This is a genomic window from Aeromonas sp. 1HA1, assembly GCF_029237385.1.
Taxonomy (GTDB): domain Bacteria; phylum Pseudomonadota; class Gammaproteobacteria; order Enterobacterales; family Aeromonadaceae; genus Aeromonas; species Aeromonas popoffii.
Map to the genome: position 1 here is coordinate 16132 of NZ_JAACGC010000049.1, position 17467 is coordinate 33598.

A 17467-nucleotide genomic window follows, 5' to 3' on the forward strand; every position below is an offset into this window, starting at 1 on the left:
AACAATAGAAGATGAATTATTCATAACGCAGCGCCTCGGCCGGTTTCACCCGTGCCGCACGGGCCGCAGGATAGAGGGTGGCGCTGAAGCTGAGCAGCACGGCCCCCAGCAAGATGGTGATGACCTGGGCCGGCTCCACGATCACCGGCAGGCCGCTGCCACCGGCCGTCATGTAGAGGTTGAGCCCCACCGCATTGAGCAGGGGGTTAAGACCCAGAGAGAGGCCGAGCCCGACCAGACCACCGAGCAGGGCACCAATCACACCGCTGGAGGCGCCGAGCACCATGAAGATCTTGACTATCCCTGCCTCGTTCATGCCCATGGTGCGCAAAATGGCCACCTCCCCCTCCTTGTCGGTGACCACCATCACCAGGGCAGAGAGGATGTTGAAGGTGGCGACCGCAATGATCAGCACCAGCATGAGCCCCATCATACGCTTCTCCATGGCAACCGCCTGGAACAGATCGCCGCGCTCGCGGCGCCAGTCCTGCCACTCCAGTCCATCCGGCAGCGTCGTCTTTATCACCTGGTCGGCGGCGAAGGGGTCATTCAGCCAGAGTCGAATGCCGCCGACGGTTTCTGTCGGCAGGCGCAGCAGGCGCTGGGCATCCCCCAGCGCGATCAGCGCAACCTGGCTGTCCACGTCGGCACCCACACCGAAGATCCCGGAGACGGTAAACAGCCGCTGGGCCGGCACCCGGCCAAAGGGGGTGAAACGGGTGCCTTCGGTCAGGATAAGACGAACCTGATCGCCCATGGAGACCTGAAGGCGATTGGCCACCCCCTGCCCCAGCACTATGTGATAGTCACCGCGCTGCAAACTGTCGAGGCGTCCCAGCTGCATCTGGGCGTGCAGTATGTCCTCCTTTGGCCACAGGGCCGGGTCTATGCCCTGCACGCTGACGCCAGTGAGCTGACCCGGGCTCTGCAACATGCCTTCGCTGTCGAGCATGGGGGCGCTGGCGATCACATGGGGCAAGTTGGCCAGATCGGGTAACCCTGCGGGCTGGGCGTCGATGCGGCCAGCCTGATTGGTCACCACCACATGGGGGATCACCCCCAGGATGCGCCCCTTGAGCTGCCCCTCGAAGCCGTTCATCACAGAGATGACCACCATCAGGGCCGCGACCCCGATGGCGATACCAAAGGTGGAAAACAGGGAGATGAATGAAACGAAGCGGTTACTGCGTCGTGAGCCTGCGTAACGAAGGCCAATGGCCAGCGACAGTGGCTGAAAAAGTCCAGTCTTCAAGGATATCTACGTTGCCAACAAAATAAGATACCGGATAATAAAGGGAAACCGTCTATGACAACAAGGGATAGCCTCCATGCAGGAACAGTTCTTCAGCGTCACCCATGCCACCCCGGTCAATGTGATCCCCATGCCCGGTGACTTTCATCTGCCGACGCTGGAGGCACTGGAAGCCGAACTGCCCGAACCCTTTCGCATCGCCTCCTCCATCACCTCCATCGACATAGTGACCAGTCGCCTGATGCGCAACCAGAACGAGTCGATGCACGACCTGGTGGAGATAGTCAATCAGCAGTCCCGCAAGATCGACATGATCATGGGCTATGTGCTGTCGGTGCAGGATCACCCCGAGCATCGCTTCCACACGCTGCGCTTTAGCGCCGGCCAGCTCACTTACCTGCATCCGCACCAGGGCCATGGCGAGCCGCCGCACCTGCACCAGATAGTGCGGCTCAAGATATTCCTGCGGGAAGAGGCCTCCGCCATTTACTGTTATGCCCAGGTAAAGCAGCTGGAACCGAGCGAACACGGCACCCACGTGCTGCTCGACTATGTGAGGATCCGCGAGGATGACCGCGAACTGCTGGTGCGTGCCAGCCTGCATGTGCAATCCAAGCAACTCAAACTTCGTGCTCAAGACCGCCAACGTTAAAAGAATCGAATGATGCCAATGAAGCTTCCCGCCTTGCCCGCCAAGGCGGGCCAAAAATTAACGCTCGGCCAGTTGACAGGCAGCAGCCTCTCGCTGGTTGCCGCCCGCCTCACCCAGGAGGCCAACCGCCCCGTCCTGCTGGTGACCGCCGATACCCCGAGTGCCCTGCGCCTCGAGCAGGAGCTTCAGTTCCTGTTGGCAGACCAGGGCTCGCCTGTGCTGATGTTCCCGGACTGGGAGACGCTGCCCTACGACACCTTCTCCCCCCATCAGGACATCATTTCCCAGCGCCTCGAGACCCTCTACAAGCTGCCGCAGATGAGCAACGGCGTGCTGATCGTGCCCATCTCCACCCTGATGCTGCGCTGTGCCCCCCGGGCCTATCTCGACAAGTACAGCCTGATGGTGAAGGCCGGCCAGCGTCTCAACCTGCAACAGTTGCGGGGACGCCTGGCCGAAGCCGGCTACGTGGCGGTGGAGCAGGTGCTGGAGCACGGAGAATTTGCCGCCCGTGGCTCACTGCTCGACTTGTTCCCCATGGGCAGCAACAGCCCCTATCGCATCGACTTCTTCGATGACGAGGTGGACTCCATACGCCCGTTTGATCCCGAGACCCAGCGATCCAGCGACCCCGTCAAGACGGTCAGCCTGCTGCCGGCCCGGGAGTTTCCCACCGACGAGGCGGCCATCGAGCTGTTCCGTGGCCAATTTCGTGAACAGTTCGAGCTGTCGCGCGCCGAGGGCTCCGTCTATCAGGAGGTGAGCAAGGGGCGCTGGCCCGCGGGCATCGAATACTATCTGCCGCTCTTCTTCAACCAGACGGCCAGCCTGTTCGATTATCTGCCGGACAACACCTTGCTGCTCACAGTAGGGGAGATCTATCCCGCGGCCCAGCGGTTCTGGAATGACATAGGCCAGCGCTATGAGGACAGACGTTGGGACAACACGCGCCCGCTGCTGCCCCCTCAACAGATCTACCTGCCGGTGGAGCAGCTGTTTGCGGCGCTCGGCCACTATGGCGCCGTACGGTTGCAGGAGGCTGCCACCGACGGCGGGGCCGGCCAGTGGGATCTCCCCATCGCCCCCCTGCCCGAACTGCAGCTCGATCACAGCAAGGAGCAACCCATGCTGGCGCTGGGCCAGTTCCTGGACAGCTTCACGGGCCGCACCCTGTTTGCAGTGGAATCCGAAGGGCGGCGCGAGGTGCTCGGCGATCTGCTGGCGCGCATCGCCCTGCAGCCCAAGGAGTTCTCCTCCCTCGAGGCCTTCATGGCGAGCAAGGCGCGCCACGGCCTGCTGGTGGCGCCGCTGGAGCGGGGCTTCCTTTTGCAGGAGAGCGGCAAGGACGCACTCGCCCTTATCACTGAGACCGAGCTGCTGGGGGGCAAGGTACGCAGCAAACGCCAGCGGGAGAAGAGCAAGAACCTAAGCTCAGATGCGGTGATCCGCAATCTCGGCGAGCTGACCCAGGGCCAGCCGGTGGTGCACCTGGATCACGGGGTCGGCCGCTATCTCGGGCTCGAAACCATCGATGCCGGCGGCCTGCCCACCGAGTTCCTGACCCTGGAGTATGCCGGTGGTGACAAGCTGTTTGTGCCGGTTACCAGCCTGCACCTCATCAGCCGCTACACCGGCTCCGACAATCCGCCCAGCCACAAGCTGGGCGGTGAGGCCTGGGTCAAGGCGCGGCGCAAGGCGGCGGAGAAGGTGCGCGACGTGGCGGCCGAGCTGCTGGATGTGTACGCCCTGCGGGCAGCCCGTCACGGTTTTGCCTTCCAGCACGACAGAGAGGCTTACCGCCAGTTTGCCGCCGGTTTCCCGTTCGAGGAGACAGAAGATCAGCTCAACGCCATCAACGCTGTGTTGGGGGATATGTGTCAGGCCAAGAGCATGGATCGGCTGGTGTGCGGCGACGTGGGCTTTGGCAAGACCGAGGTGGCGATGCGCGCCGCCTTCGTGGCGGTCCACGGCGGCAAGCAGGTGGCGGTGCTGGTGCCGACCACCTTGCTGGCCCAGCAGCACTACGACAACTTCCGCGATCGCTTCGCCAACTGGCCGGTGCGGGTCGAGGTACTGAGCCGCTTCCGCTCCGCCAAGGAGCAGAATGCCGTCATGAAAGAGCTGCGCGAGGGCAAGGTGGACATCATCATCGGCACCCACAAGCTCTTGGGCTCAGAGCTCACCTTCAAGGATCTGGGGCTGCTGGTGGTCGATGAGGAGCACAGATTCGGGGTACGCCAGAAGGAGAAGATCAAGGCGCTGCGGGCCGACGTGGATATCCTGACCCTCACAGCGACGCCGATCCCGCGCACCCTCAACATGGCGATGGCTGGCATGCGGGATCTCTCCATCATCGCCACCCCGCCCGCCAAACGGCTCGCCATCAAGACCTTCGTGCGCCAGCAGGAGCCTGCGGTCACCCGCGAGGCGGTGCTGCGTGAACTCAAGCGCGGCGGTCAGGTCTACTACCTGCACAACGACGTGGAGAGCATCGAAAAATGCGCCAGCGATCTCGCCGAGCTGGTGCCCGAGGCACGCATCGGCATCGCCCACGGTCAGATGCGCGAGCGCGATCTTGAGCGTGTCATGTCGGACTTCTACCACCAGCGCTTCAGCATGCTGGTCTGCACCACCATCATAGAGACCGGCATAGACGTGCCGAGTGCCAACACCATCATCATGGACCGCGCCGATCATCTGGGGCTGGCCCAGTTGCACCAGTTACGGGGCCGGGTTGGCCGCTCCCACCACCAGGCCTATGCCTACCTGCTCACCCCCCATCCCAAGCTGATGAGCAAGGATGCGGTCAAGCGGCTTGAAGCCATCGCCTCGCTCGAGGATCTTGGCGCCGGCTTTGCGCTGGCGACCCACGATCTGGAGATCCGGGGTGCCGGCGAGCTGCTGGGCGACGATCAGAGCGGCCAGATCGAATCGGTCGGCTTCACCCTTTACATGGAGATGCTGGAGCAGGCGGTCGAGGCGCTGAAAAATGGCAAGGAGCCGTCGCTGGAGCAGCTGATGAGCCAGCACACCGAAGTGGAGCTGCGCCTGCCAGCGCTCTTGCCGGACGACTACATACCGGACGTCAACATGCGCCTCTCCATGTACAAGCGCATCGCCAGCGCGGCCGATGAGCAGGAGCTGCGCGAGCTGAAAGTGGAGCTGATAGACCGCTTCGGCCTGCTGCCGGAGGCGACCAAAACCCTGCTGGAGCTGGCCGCCTTCCGCCAGCGCGCCACTGCGCTGGGCATTCGCCGGGTGGAGATGAGCGAGCGCGGCGGTTACCTGGACTTCACCCAGGAGACCCGCGTCAACCCTGGCTATCTGGTCAAGCTGCTCTCCGAGCAGCCGCGCATCTACAAGATGGACGGGCCGACCCGCTTGCGCTTCCAGGTGCCGACCTCGGACCGGGCCATGCGCCTGAAACTGGTGGATGGCTTGCTGGCGGATCTTGCCAGCCATACCAGTCACTGAGACGAGTGACCTCACTCAAACAAAACGGGAGCCAATTCGGCTCCCGTTTTTTTATCTGCTCATCGCAGGCACGACATTCGGGCTTCAATCCTGATGGGCCGGATCCTCGTGGGAGGAGAATTCGCGCATAAAGGCCTCGGCCCGCTCCACCATCTTGGTGGAACCGACAAAGTAAGGGGTGCGCTGATGCAGTGCGGTGGGCTGGATGTCCATGATGCGGCCAAATCCGTCTGAGGCCTTGCCACCGGCCTGCTCCACCAAAAACGCCATGGGATTGCACTCATAGAGCAGGCGCAGCTTGCCGTTCGGGGAGTTGGTACCGGACGGATAGATGTAGATGCCGCCCTTGAGCAGATTGCGATGGAAATCGGAGACCAGAGAGCCGATGTAACGGGAGGTGTAGGGTCTGTGGGTCGCCTCGTCCCGCTCCTGGCAATATTTGAGGTACTTCTTCACCCCGTCCGGGAACTTGATGTAGTTGCCCTCGTTGATGGAATAGATCTTGCCCTCCTCCGGGATGCGGATGTTCTCGTGGGAGAGGCAGAAGCAGCCAATGGACGGGTCGTAGGTAAAGCCGTTGACACCAAAGCCGGTGGTGTAGACCAGCATGGTGGAGGAGCCGTAGACCACGTAACCGGCAGCGACCTGACGGTTGCCCGGCTGCAGGAAGTCTTCCAGGGTGACACCGGCACCGGACGTGCTGACGCGGCGGTAGATGGAGAAGATGGTACCGACCGAGACGTTGACATCGATGTTGGACGAGCCGTCGAGGGGATCGATCAGCACCACGTATTTGGAGTGACGGGAGAGCTCGGAATCGAAGGAGACGAAATCCTCCTCCTCTTCAGACGCCATGCCACACACTTCGCCGCGCGCCTCCAGCGCCGCCTTGAAACGCTCGTTGGCGTACACATCCAGCTTCTGCTGTACCTCGCCCTGCACGTTCTCAGCGCCCATGGAGCCAATGATATCTGCCAGCCCCGCCTTGTTGATCTCCCGGTTCACCACTTTGGCGGCCAGACGGATGGAACTGAGCAACGAGGTCAACTCCCCGGTCGCGGTGGGATAATCCGCCTGTTTTTTGACGATGAACTCGCCCATGGTGATCATGTTTCGCATTATTGTTCCTTTAAGATCGTTTCCGTTGGCTTTGAAAACGTTTGCACGCACCGACAAAAAAAGTGCCGATCCTCGGCAGCCTTGTTTTGTAACCTAATGTAACGTTTGTTTTTTGTTTTTGCAGCGAATTAAGCCGCTGGATAAATGCGCATCATGGCCCTCCAGACCCCACAAAAACACGCTTAAACCGGTGTCAATCGGTAACTTTCACCATGTTAATTCGTGATGCAAAGTCACGAACAGGCCGCCATGGTGGGTGCAACGGCCCACTTGGCCCCCCAATCTGGGTAGCTGACGGCAAGGTCAGTGCCCTCCTCTTGAGATCTCCAGATCGATCCCGCACACTGGCCAGGCGTTGGAAGCAAAAAAACATAAGGATATTCAATGAAAAGGACTCTCATTGCCGGCACGGTTGCTGCCCTGTTCGCACTCCCCATCATGGCGGCACAGGTACCTGCCGGTACCCAGCTGCTACCTGCGGAGCAGCAAACCTTCATTCGCAACATCAATACGGAACCCGCCTCCATCGATCCCCAAATGGTGGAAGAGAGCGCGGGCAGCGATATCGTCAACGACCTGTTCGAGGGGCTCTACACCCTGGATGGCAAGGGTAAACTGCAACCTGCCGGCGCCCTTGGCTACGAGCTCGACAGCACGGGCACCGTCTACACCTTCAAGCTGAGGCCCGATGCCAAATGGTCCAACAGCGAGCCGGTAACGGCGGCCGATTATGTCTATGGCTGGCAGCGGGCGGCGGATCCCAAGAATGCCTCCAACTATGCCTGGTTCATCGAGCTGACCGGCGTCACCAACGCCAGTGAGGTGGTACAGGGCAAGCAGAGTCCGGATACGCTGGGCATCAAGGCGATCGATGCTCATACCCTGCAGATCACATTAACGAACCCGGTGCCCTTCTTCCTCAAAACCCTCTCTCACTACACCACCTTCCCGGCGCCGAAGGCGACCATAGAGAAGTTCGGGCATGAGTGGGTCAAGCCAGGCAACATCGTCTCCAACGGCGCCTTTGTGCTCAAGGAGTGGACCCCCAACGAGCGGCTCATCGCCGAGCGCAATCCCCTCTACTGGGATAACCAGAACACAGTGCTCAACAAGGTGCTCTATCTTGAGATAGTCTCGGATACCGCCGCCTACAACCGCTATCGCGCCGGTGAACTGCACTACACTACCTATCCGCTGGAGCAGTACAAACAGCTCAAGAGCAAGAGCCCTGAGGAGCTGGTCAACGCGCCCATGCTCGCCACCTATTACTATGTGTTCAACACTCAGCGCAAACCGTTCGACGACCCGAAAGTGCGCAAGGCGCTGTCGCTTGCCATCGACAGGGACACCATCACCGAGAAGATCCTGGGGCAAGGTCAACTCTCCGCTTTCAGCCTGACCCCGCCAAGCGTCGACGGTTTCGAGCTCAAGCGCCCGGTCAGCCAGTTGCTGAGCAAGGAGGAGCGCATCAAACAGGCGAAAGCGCTGCTGAGCGAGGCGGGCTACGGCCCAGACAAGCCGCTGGATGTGGATATCCTCTATAACACCAACGAGAGCCACAAGAAGATAGCGTTGGCCATCTCCTCCATGTGGAAGCACAACTTGGGAGTCAGCGCCAAGCTCAACAACATGGAGTGGAAAACCATGGTGTCCGCGCTCAATGAGGGGGATTTCGGCGTCAGCCGCTACTCCTGGAACGGGGATTACAACGATGCTTCGACCTTCCTCGACATCATGACCTCCAGCAGCAGCGCCAACAGCGGCAAGTGGTTCAACAAGCAGTATGATGCCCTGCTGGCCAAGGCCCATGACTCCAAGGATCCGGCCGAGCGCAACCAGCTCTATCAGCAGGCCGAGGCGCTGATCGATGACGAGGCTCCCATCGCCCCCGTCTACTTCTACGTCAAGTCACGGCTGCTCAAGCCCAGTATCAAGGGCTATCCCTATCAGAACCCGCAAGACGTGGTCTACTCCAAAGACCTCTACCTCACCGCGCAGTGACGCCCTCACCCCCTGAACAGAAAGACCGCCTCTAAGGCGGTCTTTTTTTCAATCTTCCCGACAGCTCGCCAGCGCCCCTCTGGCACGGCGACGCAGTACCACGGGCTTGACCAGCAGTTGCGCCAGCAAGACCCCGAGCAACGTCATGCCGCCCCCTATCAGGTGATAGCTGGTCAGCTTTTCCCCCAGCCAGCTGATGGGCAGCGCCGCCGTCATCACGGGCAACAGGTTCATGAAGATGGCGGTACGGCTCGCCCCCAGCAGGGCTATGCCCTGCATCCAGAGCCAGGGTGACAAAGCCGAGGTAGGGATACCGGCGTAGAGGATGAGCCAGAGCGCGCGACCATCTGGCCACTGCCCGTCCACCAACAGGTAAAACGGGGTGAGAAACAGCAGGCTGCACAGCACCTGGCCATAGAGCATGGACCAGTTGTCCAGCCCCAGATCCCACTTCTTGAGCAGCACGCTGTAGAGCGCATAAGTCGCCGCCGACAGCAGCATATAGACGGATCCGATGTGAATGCCCCGGGTGATCAAACGGGAGGGGTCCCCCTGCCCCAGCAAGATGGCCAGCCCCAGAATGGAGATGGCGCCACCGAGCAGAGCGCCCCAGGTCGGACGCTCACGCAGCAGCCAGATGCTGAGCAGCACAGTGATCAACGGAGTCAGCCCCATCATCAGGCCTATCTCGGTCGCCCCCAGGGTTTGCGCCGCGTAGTAGCCGAAGGTCTGGTTCAGCACCATGCCGAGCAGGGCCAACGCCGCCAGGTGATAGAAGCCGGCCCGCAGCTTGGCGCGATCCCGCCAGGCCCGGTGCGCGAGGAAAGGCGTCAAAATGATGGCTGCCACCATCCATCGCGACCAAGCCAGCGCCGCCGGTGAGAGCACCCCGACCGCCAGCTTGCTGACAATGCCATTGCCGGCCCAGATGGCCATGCAGGAGAAGGGAAACAAGAAGGCAAAGGGCATCACTATATCCAGAAAAAACGAGCGGGTATTCCCGGCGGGAGTCGGGAGTATAGAGAGGCAAGCAGGATTAGCAAGTACCGGCCAGCCTTGTCAAGGCAGGCAGGTTTGAAACGGCATCGAACAGAGCCAATGTGGGCAGATCAGGGCCAAAAACAATCATGCCCGCACGGGGGCGGGCATGAAGCGACGGGATGGAATGGTGAAGCAATCACGCCGCATCCATGTGCAGTCTGGAGATCATGGCGTTGACCTCGACCACGGTCTGGCGGTGGGGGATGTCAGCTGGCGTTGGCATCATCAGCAAGCCTGACTGGAAATCAAAACGCCCCCTGCCGTGGATATAGATCCGTCCCTTGAAGAAGGTTTTGACATGTTTTGCCACCATCAGTGGCAGGTACTTCTTGAACACTCTCATCGTTTGCAACCTCTTGCAGTTGTATCCGTATGACAGCAGCTTCTGCGAAATAATTCCGTAAAATCTATATAAACATCCGGAAAAATCGCGACTCTCTTCCCCAAAAAACCAATTTATAACTTTTTATTAACTTCTAGCGTATTGTATGTCGTCCTTCCAACCAGAGCAAGACCCCCTTGTCATCTTGCCACTCGATACAGGCCAGACCCGAGGTGGCAAACATGGGCGCACCCGCTGCAGGACAGAGGCTGTGCACCAGATACCCCACCAGCGGCAGGTGGCTGACCATCAAAATATTGTCATGTGTTGCCGCCAGCGCAGTGAGATAGCTCGCGACAAACGCCGGGTCGCCATAGGGGGTGATCTCGCTGCTCTCCTCGACCCTGGCGGCCTTGGGTAATTGATTGCATATGCTCTGCCAGGTTTGTCTGGCACGCAGATAATTGCTGTGAACAACCAAACCCAGTTCACCATCCAGCTGGGGCGCCAGCCAACTTGCCATGTGGATGGACTCTTTAATGCCCTGCTCGGTCAGTGGACGCTGTTCATCTGTTTTCGCATTCATGCCAGCCTGGCCATGACGCATGATGTAGATTTTCATTACAACCTCGCCCAAGGGGCCTGTTTTGATAGCGGGGGGATCTTACCCCGCCATGCCGGGGGAAACAATTGCGCTACCTCTCAGAAAAGGGTTTGCCTCACTGGATAGCGGGGTCGATAATCATGTTTAAATTCAAATAAATCCAACATGAGTCATGCCCCAATGAGCCCATATGCCAGTCCTAATGACCACCGGCAGTACCACTATCTGGAGCTGGCAAACCGGCTCAGGGTCTTGTTGATCTGCGATCCCGATACCGACAAGTCAGCCGCTTCCCTGGCCGTCAACACAGGTCATTTCGACGATCCGGCCGATCGACAGGGGATGGCTCATTTCCTGGAGCACATGCTGTTCCTGGGCACCCGAACTTATCCCAAGCCGGGTGAGTACCAGCAATTTATGAGTCGTCATGGTGGCAGCAACAACGCCTGGACCGGCACCGAGTTCACCAACTTCTTTTTCGAGATAGACAACGGCTTCTTCGAGGCCGGGCTCGACCGTTTTTCCCAGTTCTTCATCTGCCCCACCTTCACCCCCGAATGGGTAGACAAGGAGCGCAACGCAGTCGACTCCGAGTACCGCCTCAAGCTGCAGGACGATGTGCGCCGCAGCTACCAGGTACATAAAGAGACGGTCAACCCGGCCCACCCCTTCTCCAAATTCTCGGTCGGCAACCTGGATACCCTGGCCGATCTGCCCGGTCGGGATCTGCGTGCCGATCTCATCCGGTTCTACGAATCTCACTACAGCGCAGATCGCATGGCGCTGGTGATGATCTCGCCTGAATCCATCGGGACCCAGATTGCGTGGTGCGATCGCTTTTTCGCTCCCATTTTGAATCGCAATTTGGGAATACCGCCCCTGACGCACCCTCTCTATCGCCTCGACGACCTCGGCATCCGCATCCGCATCAATCCGGTCAAGGAGACCCGCAAGCTGGCGCTGACCTTCCCGCTGCCCAACGTCGACGAGTTTTATGACAAAAAACCCCTCACCTTCCTGAGCCACCTCATCGGTTATGAAGGGGATGGCAGCCTGCTCTCCCTGCTGAAAGCGAAAGGCTGGGTCAACCAGCTCTCCGCCGGGGGGGGCATCAGCGGTGCCAACTTCAAGGATTTCGGGGTGAGCTTCGGCCTTACGCCGCTTGGGCTCGAACATGTCAACGAGATAGTGGCCGCCCTGTTCGGCTATCTGAAGCTCATCGAACACGATGGGGTGGAAAGCTGGCGCTACGAAGAGAAGCGCACCGTGCTCGAGTCGGCATTCCGCTTCCAGGAGCGGGGCCGGGCACTCGACACCGTCTCCGGGCTGGTGCTCAACCTCTTTAGCTACAAAGCCGAAGACCTGCTCTACGGCGACTACATGATGCGCGAATACGACGAGGCGCTGATCCGCCGACTGCTCGCCAAGCTCACCCCGCACAACCTGCGCATGACCATCTCGGCGCCGGAGTTGACCACAGATCGCCTCGCCCGCTGGTATCAGACCCCCTATGGCGTCGACGTCATCACGGAGGCGGAGAAGATCCATTGGCAACAGAGCACACCTGACCCGTCCCTCGCCCTGCCCTTGCCCAATCCCTTTATCAGCAGCCGGCTCGATCCGCGCCAGCCGGCGCTGCAGGCCGACATGCCCGCCTGCCTCATCGACAGGCCTGGGTTTCGGCTCTGGCATCTGTACGAACATCAGTTCAGCGTGCCCAAGGGCAATCTCTACATCTCCATCGACAGTGAGCACGCGGTCAAAAGCCCGCGCCACATCGCCATGGCACGGCTGGCGGTGGAGCTGCTCACCGATCACCTCAACGCCCTCACCTACCCGGCAGAGCTGGCAGGGCTGGGCTACCAGATCTATGCCCACCAGGGCGGCTTTACCATCAACCTGAGCGGCTTTGCCGACAAACAGCCGCTGCTGCTCGACATGATCCTCGGCAACCGCACCCTGGGCTATCCGGATCCGGGCCGCTTCGCCGAGATCAAGGAGCAGCTCATCCGCAACTGGGACAACCAGTCCAAGGCTCGCCCCATCTCCCAGCTGTTCAACCAGCTCACCAGTTTGCTGCAGCCGAACAACCCGCCGTTCGAGCAGTTGCTGCGCCATCTGCGCACCGTGGAGCTTGGCGAGATGCCGGCGTTTGTCGCCCAACTGTTTGGCGAGGTGCACGTCGAAGCCCTGGTACACGGTGACTGGGACGCCGCCGAGGCACTCGAACTGGCCGCCCTGCTGGAACGCCACCTCGGTGCCAACAGCCAGCCCAGTGCCGAGACCCGCCGCCCGCTGATCTCCATTCAGGACAGAGGCACCCTGATCCGCGAGCAGGGTTGTGAACACGAAGATTCGGCCCTGCTGGTCTACTACCAGTCCCGCACCACCCGGGCGCGGGATCTCGCCTGCTTCGCCCTGGCCAACCACATCATGTCATCCAGCTTCTTCCACGAGCTGCGCACCCGCCAGCAGCTCGGCTACGTGGTGGGTGCCGGCAACCTGCCCCTCAACCGCCACCCCGGCCTTATCTTTTATATCCAGTCCCCGGTGGCAGGGCCGCAGATCCTGCTCGATGCCGTAGAGGAGTTTATCGACCTCTTTCCCCTGGCCATGCTCGAATTCACCGAGCAGCAGTGGCAAGAGAGCAAGGCGGGACTGCAAGCCCAGCTGAGCGAGCGGGATGCCAACCTGCGCAGTCGCGGCCAACGGCTCTGGGTCAGCATAGGCAACAAGGATCTGGGCTTTGATCAGCGCGAAAGGGTGTGCGATGAGGTGGGCATGCTGAGCCGCGCCGATCTGGTGCGCTTCATCATACAGCTGCGCTCACGCACCTCGGATCGGCTGATCCTCTGCAGCTATGGCCAGGGCCACGAGCACGACGAGCGCATCACAGGTCAGTTTATCGATGATCCCAAGGCGTTCCGGCTCAATGCCAGCACCTGCTAGGCCTGATAGAGACATTCTTGCCCATCAGCCAATCCCGCCCAATAAAAAGCCGACCCCTTGGGGTCGGCTGGAAAAACCATAATCAATTGCGACCAAAGCCGCCAAAAGTGAACATGAGCGTGAAAATCAGACACTGTGTTGATGGTGGACCGGATGGTTCAAACCAGAGCGCACCTGCCAATATCAACAGTGATTGAGAAACAGGCTCATCATAGGCACGCCACTCCCTTGCCACGTTGATCTATGTCAAAGGAGGTAGCAAAGAGTCCGTGACCTGCGGCTTTGTCGAGCGGGATCACACTTTCAGCCCCGGCGGATCAGGCGATAGGCCACTTCATCGAAATAGGAGAGCTGACCGGAGAGCACCCTGGGGTGGTCCACCTCTGCTGCCCGGCCCAACACCTCCACTCGAAAATCGCGCTCGAACAGGGTGCGCACTTCCATCTCCCCCACCGAGAAGGGCGGCTGCCGCTGCTGCTCCGGCTGATACTCCAGGGTCACCAGCAGGATCTGGCCACCGGTTTCCATCAGGCGGCTCATCAGCTCCGCATACTGACGGCGCATGTCCGTCGGCAAGGCGATCAGGGCCGCCCTGTCATAGGCCAGCCGGTAACGACGCCCCAGCTCGGGGGCGGCAAAAAAGTCCCCCTGATGGATGCGCAGGGAGCCGTGCTGATGACACTGATAGGGGCCCAGCTCGCCGAGGGTATCGGTGAGCTGGTTTTCACTGAAAAACTGTTCGATGGCGAGCCCAGAGAGCTCGAAGCCATCGATGGGGTGCCCCAGGCCATTGAGCCAGAGCATGTCGCGGGATTTGCCGCACAGGGGCACCAGCACGGGTTCTTCCTGTTGCTGGGCAGACCACCAGGATTGCAGCCAGCGATTGAAATCCGCCTGATGAAAGCCAATCCGGTTCTCTTCCCAACGCTGATGCCAAAACGCCGCTTCCATCGTTATTACCCTTCTGTGCTAAAGATGCCTCAATATCACAACTTAACCGGCACCGCGCAACCCTTCCCATGCCCTTTTTGTCAGACAGACGATGACAACGCGATACACGGCGATACCCCCTATTTTTGACACGTTTGTGGCAACAAGGTGGCCCTGACATTGTGTAACAAGGTCATGGGTCAGGCCGTTCAACAAATGAAAACATGTGGGTGGGCGCACAACATCGGCCAACAGATCACCCACGCGCCGCTGCCAGCACCCTTTCGATATGGGCAAAATCAGGGCGCTCGGCGGGCGAGTCACAGAGGCAAGCCGCGCTCAGCCGATGCAGCTCGTCGAGCTGTGATGACTCTGCCTCACAGCGCGCAAGCAGCTCCTCCAGCAGGTAGCCAAAGGCGCGCACCTCGAGCCGCTCAAGGCCCAGCGCCCGCTCGCGGTTGTTGCGGTCATACAAAGAGGCCGCGCCAAAATCCCCGAGCAGGGCATGGGCCGGGGCGCCAGGCTCACGGGCAAAGAGGATATTGTGGCCGTAGAGATCCCCGTGCATGATGCCCGCACGGTGCAGATGGCCCGCCACTGACGCGATACCGTGCGCCAGCGCCAGCGCATCCTGCACACTCAGGCGCAGCGCATCGGGATACACATCCCGGGTGCAGGAGTCCAGGCTCGGCGGCCCCGCCAGATTGGCAAACTTGGGGTCTATCAACGTCATCACCAGCGCAGGCATGCCGGAGGGGTGATCCGCCACCCGCCCCAGCACCCTGATGAGGTTGGGATGAGTGCCCGCCGCCAGCGAGGCCGCCATCTCGCAGTGAGGCAAACCGTCGCTGGTCACCGCCCCCTTGAACAACTTGACCGCCACCGCCTGCGGCCCGTCACCTTGCAATCCGTCGCACGTGACGCAGGTGGCACTATGGATAACGCCAGAGGCCCCCTGCCCCAGCAGTTCGCCCAGTGCCAGCTTATCCCAATCAAGGGTCGCGACATGGGCATCGTCGATGGCCCGCGCCTCCTCCCCCTCGCTAAAGGGGTTGCCGGAATAGGCGAGCCAGGCGAGGCACGGCAGCGACAGCAGCCAGTCGGGGAAGCGTTCGATCCGGTTGGCGGCGATGCGCAGCAACGCCAGACGACGGCAGTTGACAAGGCTCGCGGGCAGTTCGCGCAGGCGGTTGCCCGCCAGCATCAGCTTTTGCAGGGCATCGCACTGACCCAACTCATCGGGCAGCCGTTCAATGACGTTGTCGGTCAGGATCAGCCAGCGCAACCCCGCAGGCAGCGCTTTGGCCGACACGGTGGCAATCCGGTTAGCCTTAAAGCCCACCATGGTGAGCAACCGGCAGCGCCCCAGCACCTCGGGCAACGCTGTAAAGCGGTTCTCGGAGCAAAAGAGGATGCGCAGTTTGGTGAACCCAGCCAGCTCGTCAGGAAGCGTGCTTAGCTGGTTGCCGGTGAGATCCAGCACCTCCAGCGTCTCTTTCAGGCCCAAGATCTCGGGGGGGAAAACCGTCAGGTTTTCAGAGATCTTCAGATGGCGGGCACCGCACAGTTCGCCTGCGCGCAGCTGTTCCAGAGTATGCATAACCGTTTCTCAATCCTGATGACCGCCCTGACGGCGCAACACGGCCATCAGCGCGCGCCGGACCTGAGTCCGGCGATTTTAAAGGGGAGCATTATAGAGAATTCGGGGCGCAGATCGCCCCTTTTGTTGCCTTGGTGACGGGTATGGCGCTCAGCGGCGTTGTTGCCCAAATTAGCGATTAGGCCACAACTTCCCCAGCCCCAGGTGATAGCTACACTTGGGGCTTTCTAACAGGCAGACCAAGGGCATTCAGTTTGTTCATCGCACACACGTAGGCCATGATCTCTCCCACTTGTCCGTTGTAGTTACGTAGACTGATTTTTCCCGTCAGCAATTGTTTGAACCTACACATCGCCGTCTCAGCCAATGAGCGCCGATGATACCCGGACTGCTGCTTCCAGTGAGTCAGCCCCTCCTTACGCATCACCAGAACAGCTTCATTGCGTGGATGCCCCTTTTCCCATCAACCGGCATTCTTGCGCGGCGGAATACAGGCCTTGGCTCCTTTGCGCTTTATCAGTTGATGGCAGGCCTTGGTGTCATATGCGCCATCGGCATACACGGTCCCAAGTGCTCGGCGTAGCGGATTGAACAGGGTCGGCAACACCTCGGCATCATGAACATTTTCCAACGAGGCCTCGGCTGCCACGATGTCGTGGGTCGCCGGGTCCACCGCCAGATGCAATTTGCGCCAGACCCGTCGCTTGTCATGGCCATGCTTTCTGACCTTCCATTCGCCCTCGCCAAACACTTTCAAGCCGGTGGAATCGATAACCAAATCGCTCACCTTGCCCTTGTGTGGCTGGCGGTATATCACCTTCACTGTACTGGCGCGCTTGCTGACACAGCTGTAGTCGGGGGCACACAGCGGCACATTCATCAGCTCAAACAGCGAGTCGAACAGGCCCTGTGTCGCCCGCAGGGAGAGATTGAAAGTGCCCTTGAGCATGAGAAAGGTACAGATGGTCTGGTCGGTGTAGAGGGCGCTTCGTCCCCGTCGGCCATGATGTTCTTGATGGAACCAGTTATGAACGACATTCTCATCAACCCAGAACGTTAGCGAGCCGCGTTTGACCAGGGAACGGTTGTACTGTGACCAGTTGGATATGGCGTGAAGCGACTTGCCCATGATGCTGATTTGAAGAGGGATTTGGTGATCAGATCGCCGTCTCCACCATAAGTTCAATTCAGGTCACTCTGATTTGGGCAACAACGCCGCGCTCAGCAACACCGTCCCATCGAATTGACGAAACACATAGGGTGCAATAAGCGCAGCGCATTGCACCGTTTACAGCGCGGCTTTCGCACAAGTAATGGAGTACCAAATTAGTGGTGCAATTTCATTGCACCCTATGGCACTTGTAAATGCTAACGCTTGGTTAAGAGGCGAGCTTTAGCCCTGACTCTTATACACAAATATTGTGAACTGATTGGCACTTTTCCCGATTTCCAGGATCTGATCTCCTATGTGACTCCCGAACATGGTAACGATCATGCTAACTTTTGCTCTTCATCGTGCGGCC

Annotated in this window: 11 protein-coding genes and 1 pseudogene; 4 read left to right on the top strand and 8 right to left on the bottom strand. The window is 60.0% G+C overall.

Going from position 1 to position 17467, the window contains the following annotated elements:
* Positions 1-16 precede the first annotated feature (16 nt).
* Positions 17-1252 (bottom strand): lipoprotein-releasing ABC transporter permease subunit, encoded by a 1236-nt coding sequence (locus tag GWQ22_RS14970; protein WP_042037407.1) that lies wholly within the window; start codon positions 1250-1252, stop codon positions 17-19.
* A 76-nt stretch (positions 1253-1328) separates the two neighbouring features.
* Here GWQ22_RS14970 and GWQ22_RS14975 point away from each other — a divergent pair, with 76 nt between their 5' ends.
* Together GWQ22_RS14975 and mfd are read left to right on the top strand one after the other, a co-directional pair.
* Positions 1329-1904, top strand: a complete 576-nt coding sequence (locus GWQ22_RS14975) for a PilZ domain-containing protein (RefSeq protein ID WP_212512339.1) — start codon at positions 1329-1331, stop codon at positions 1902-1904.
* Positions 1905-1913: 9 nt separating this feature from the next.
* Positions 1914-5378, top strand: coding sequence for a transcription-repair coupling factor (gene mfd / locus GWQ22_RS14980; RefSeq protein WP_275930801.1), 3465 nt, complete (start codon positions 1914-1916; stop codon positions 5376-5378).
* Positions 5379-5462: 84 nt separating this feature from the next.
* On the opposite strand, the gene fbp is transcribed toward mfd, so the two are convergent.
* Positions 5463-6497: a class 1 fructose-bisphosphatase gene (gene fbp / locus GWQ22_RS14985; RefSeq protein ID WP_275930802.1), complete on the bottom strand. Its 1035-nt coding sequence runs from the start codon at positions 6495-6497 to the stop codon at positions 5463-5465.
* Between the two features lie 384 nt (positions 6498-6881).
* Here fbp and GWQ22_RS14990 point away from each other — a divergent pair, with 384 nt between their 5' ends.
* Positions 6882-8498 (top strand): peptide ABC transporter substrate-binding protein, encoded by a 1617-nt coding sequence (locus GWQ22_RS14990; protein WP_275930803.1) that lies wholly within the window; start codon positions 6882-6884, stop codon positions 8496-8498.
* Between the two features lie 48 nt (positions 8499-8546).
* Here GWQ22_RS14990 and GWQ22_RS14995 read toward each other — a convergent pair whose 3' ends face one another.
* The 3 genes from GWQ22_RS14995 to sixA all read right to left on the bottom strand — a co-directional run bounded on the left by GWQ22_RS14995 (position 8547) and on the right by sixA (position 10483).
* Positions 8547-9467 carry a DMT family transporter gene (locus tag GWQ22_RS14995; protein WP_275930804.1) on the bottom strand — a complete coding sequence of 307 codons (921 nt, stop codon included), beginning with the start codon at positions 9465-9467 and terminating at the stop codon, positions 8547-8549.
* Positions 9468-9675: 208 nt separating this feature from the next.
* A complete protein-coding gene (locus GWQ22_RS15000; protein WP_042037401.1) occupies positions 9676-9882 on the bottom strand; it encodes a DUF1107 domain-containing protein in 207 nt (68 codons plus the stop codon).
* Positions 9883-10015: 133 nt separating this feature from the next.
* Positions 10016-10483 (bottom strand): phosphohistidine phosphatase SixA, encoded by a 468-nt coding sequence (sixA, locus tag GWQ22_RS15005; protein WP_275930805.1) that lies wholly within the window; start codon positions 10481-10483, stop codon positions 10016-10018.
* A 162-nt stretch (positions 10484-10645) separates the two neighbouring features.
* On the opposite strand from sixA, the gene GWQ22_RS15010 reads away from it, so the two are divergent.
* On the top strand, positions 10646-13414 hold the full coding sequence (locus GWQ22_RS15010) for an insulinase family protein (protein ID WP_275930806.1): 2769 nt from the start codon (positions 10646-10648) through the stop codon (positions 13412-13414).
* Positions 13415-13717: 303 nt separating this feature from the next.
* Here GWQ22_RS15010 and GWQ22_RS15015 read toward each other — a convergent pair whose 3' ends face one another.
* The 3 genes and pseudogenes from GWQ22_RS15015 to GWQ22_RS15025 form a co-directional block, all read right to left on the bottom strand.
* On the bottom strand, positions 13718-14365 hold the full coding sequence (locus tag GWQ22_RS15015) for a thiopurine S-methyltransferase (protein ID WP_275930807.1): 648 nt from the start codon (positions 14363-14365) through the stop codon (positions 13718-13720).
* Between the two features lie 235 nt (positions 14366-14600).
* A complete protein-coding gene (locus GWQ22_RS15020; RefSeq protein ID WP_275930808.1) occupies positions 14601-15944 on the bottom strand; it encodes a leucine-rich repeat-containing protein kinase family protein in 1344 nt (447 codons plus the stop codon).
* A 211-nt stretch (positions 15945-16155) separates the two neighbouring features.
* Positions 16156-17073: pseudogene (locus tag GWQ22_RS15025) on the bottom strand (IS5 family transposase).
* Between the last annotated feature and the right edge of the window lie 394 nt (positions 17074-17467).

Coding starts and splice junctions, on each gene's coding strand:
- GWQ22_RS14975 (WP_212512339.1), top strand. CDS start 1,329: ATGCAGGAACAGTTCTTCAGCGTCACCCATGCCACCCCGGTCAATGTG.
- mfd (WP_275930801.1), top strand. CDS start 1,914: ATGATGCCAATGAAGCTTCCCGCCTTGCCCGCCAAGGCGGGCCAAAAA.
- fbp (WP_275930802.1), bottom strand. CDS start 6,497: ATGCGAAACATGATCACCATGGGCGAGTTCATCGTCAAAAAACAGGCG.
- GWQ22_RS14990 (WP_275930803.1), top strand. CDS start 6,882: ATGAAAAGGACTCTCATTGCCGGCACGGTTGCTGCCCTGTTCGCACTC.
- GWQ22_RS14995 (WP_275930804.1), bottom strand. CDS start 9,467: ATGCCCTTTGCCTTCTTGTTTCCCTTCTCCTGCATGGCCATCTGGGCC.
- GWQ22_RS15000 (WP_042037401.1), bottom strand. CDS start 9,882: ATGAGAGTGTTCAAGAAGTACCTGCCACTGATGGTGGCAAAACATGTC.
- sixA (WP_275930805.1), bottom strand. CDS start 10,483: ATGAAAATCTACATCATGCGTCATGGCCAGGCTGGCATGAATGCGAAA.
- GWQ22_RS15010 (WP_275930806.1), top strand. CDS start 10,646: ATGAGCCCATATGCCAGTCCTAATGACCACCGGCAGTACCACTATCTG.
- GWQ22_RS15015 (WP_275930807.1), bottom strand. CDS start 14,365: ATGGAAGCGGCGTTTTGGCATCAGCGTTGGGAAGAGAACCGGATTGGC.
- GWQ22_RS15020 (WP_275930808.1), bottom strand. CDS start 15,944: ATGCATACTCTGGAACAGCTGCGCGCAGGCGAACTGTGCGGTGCCCGC.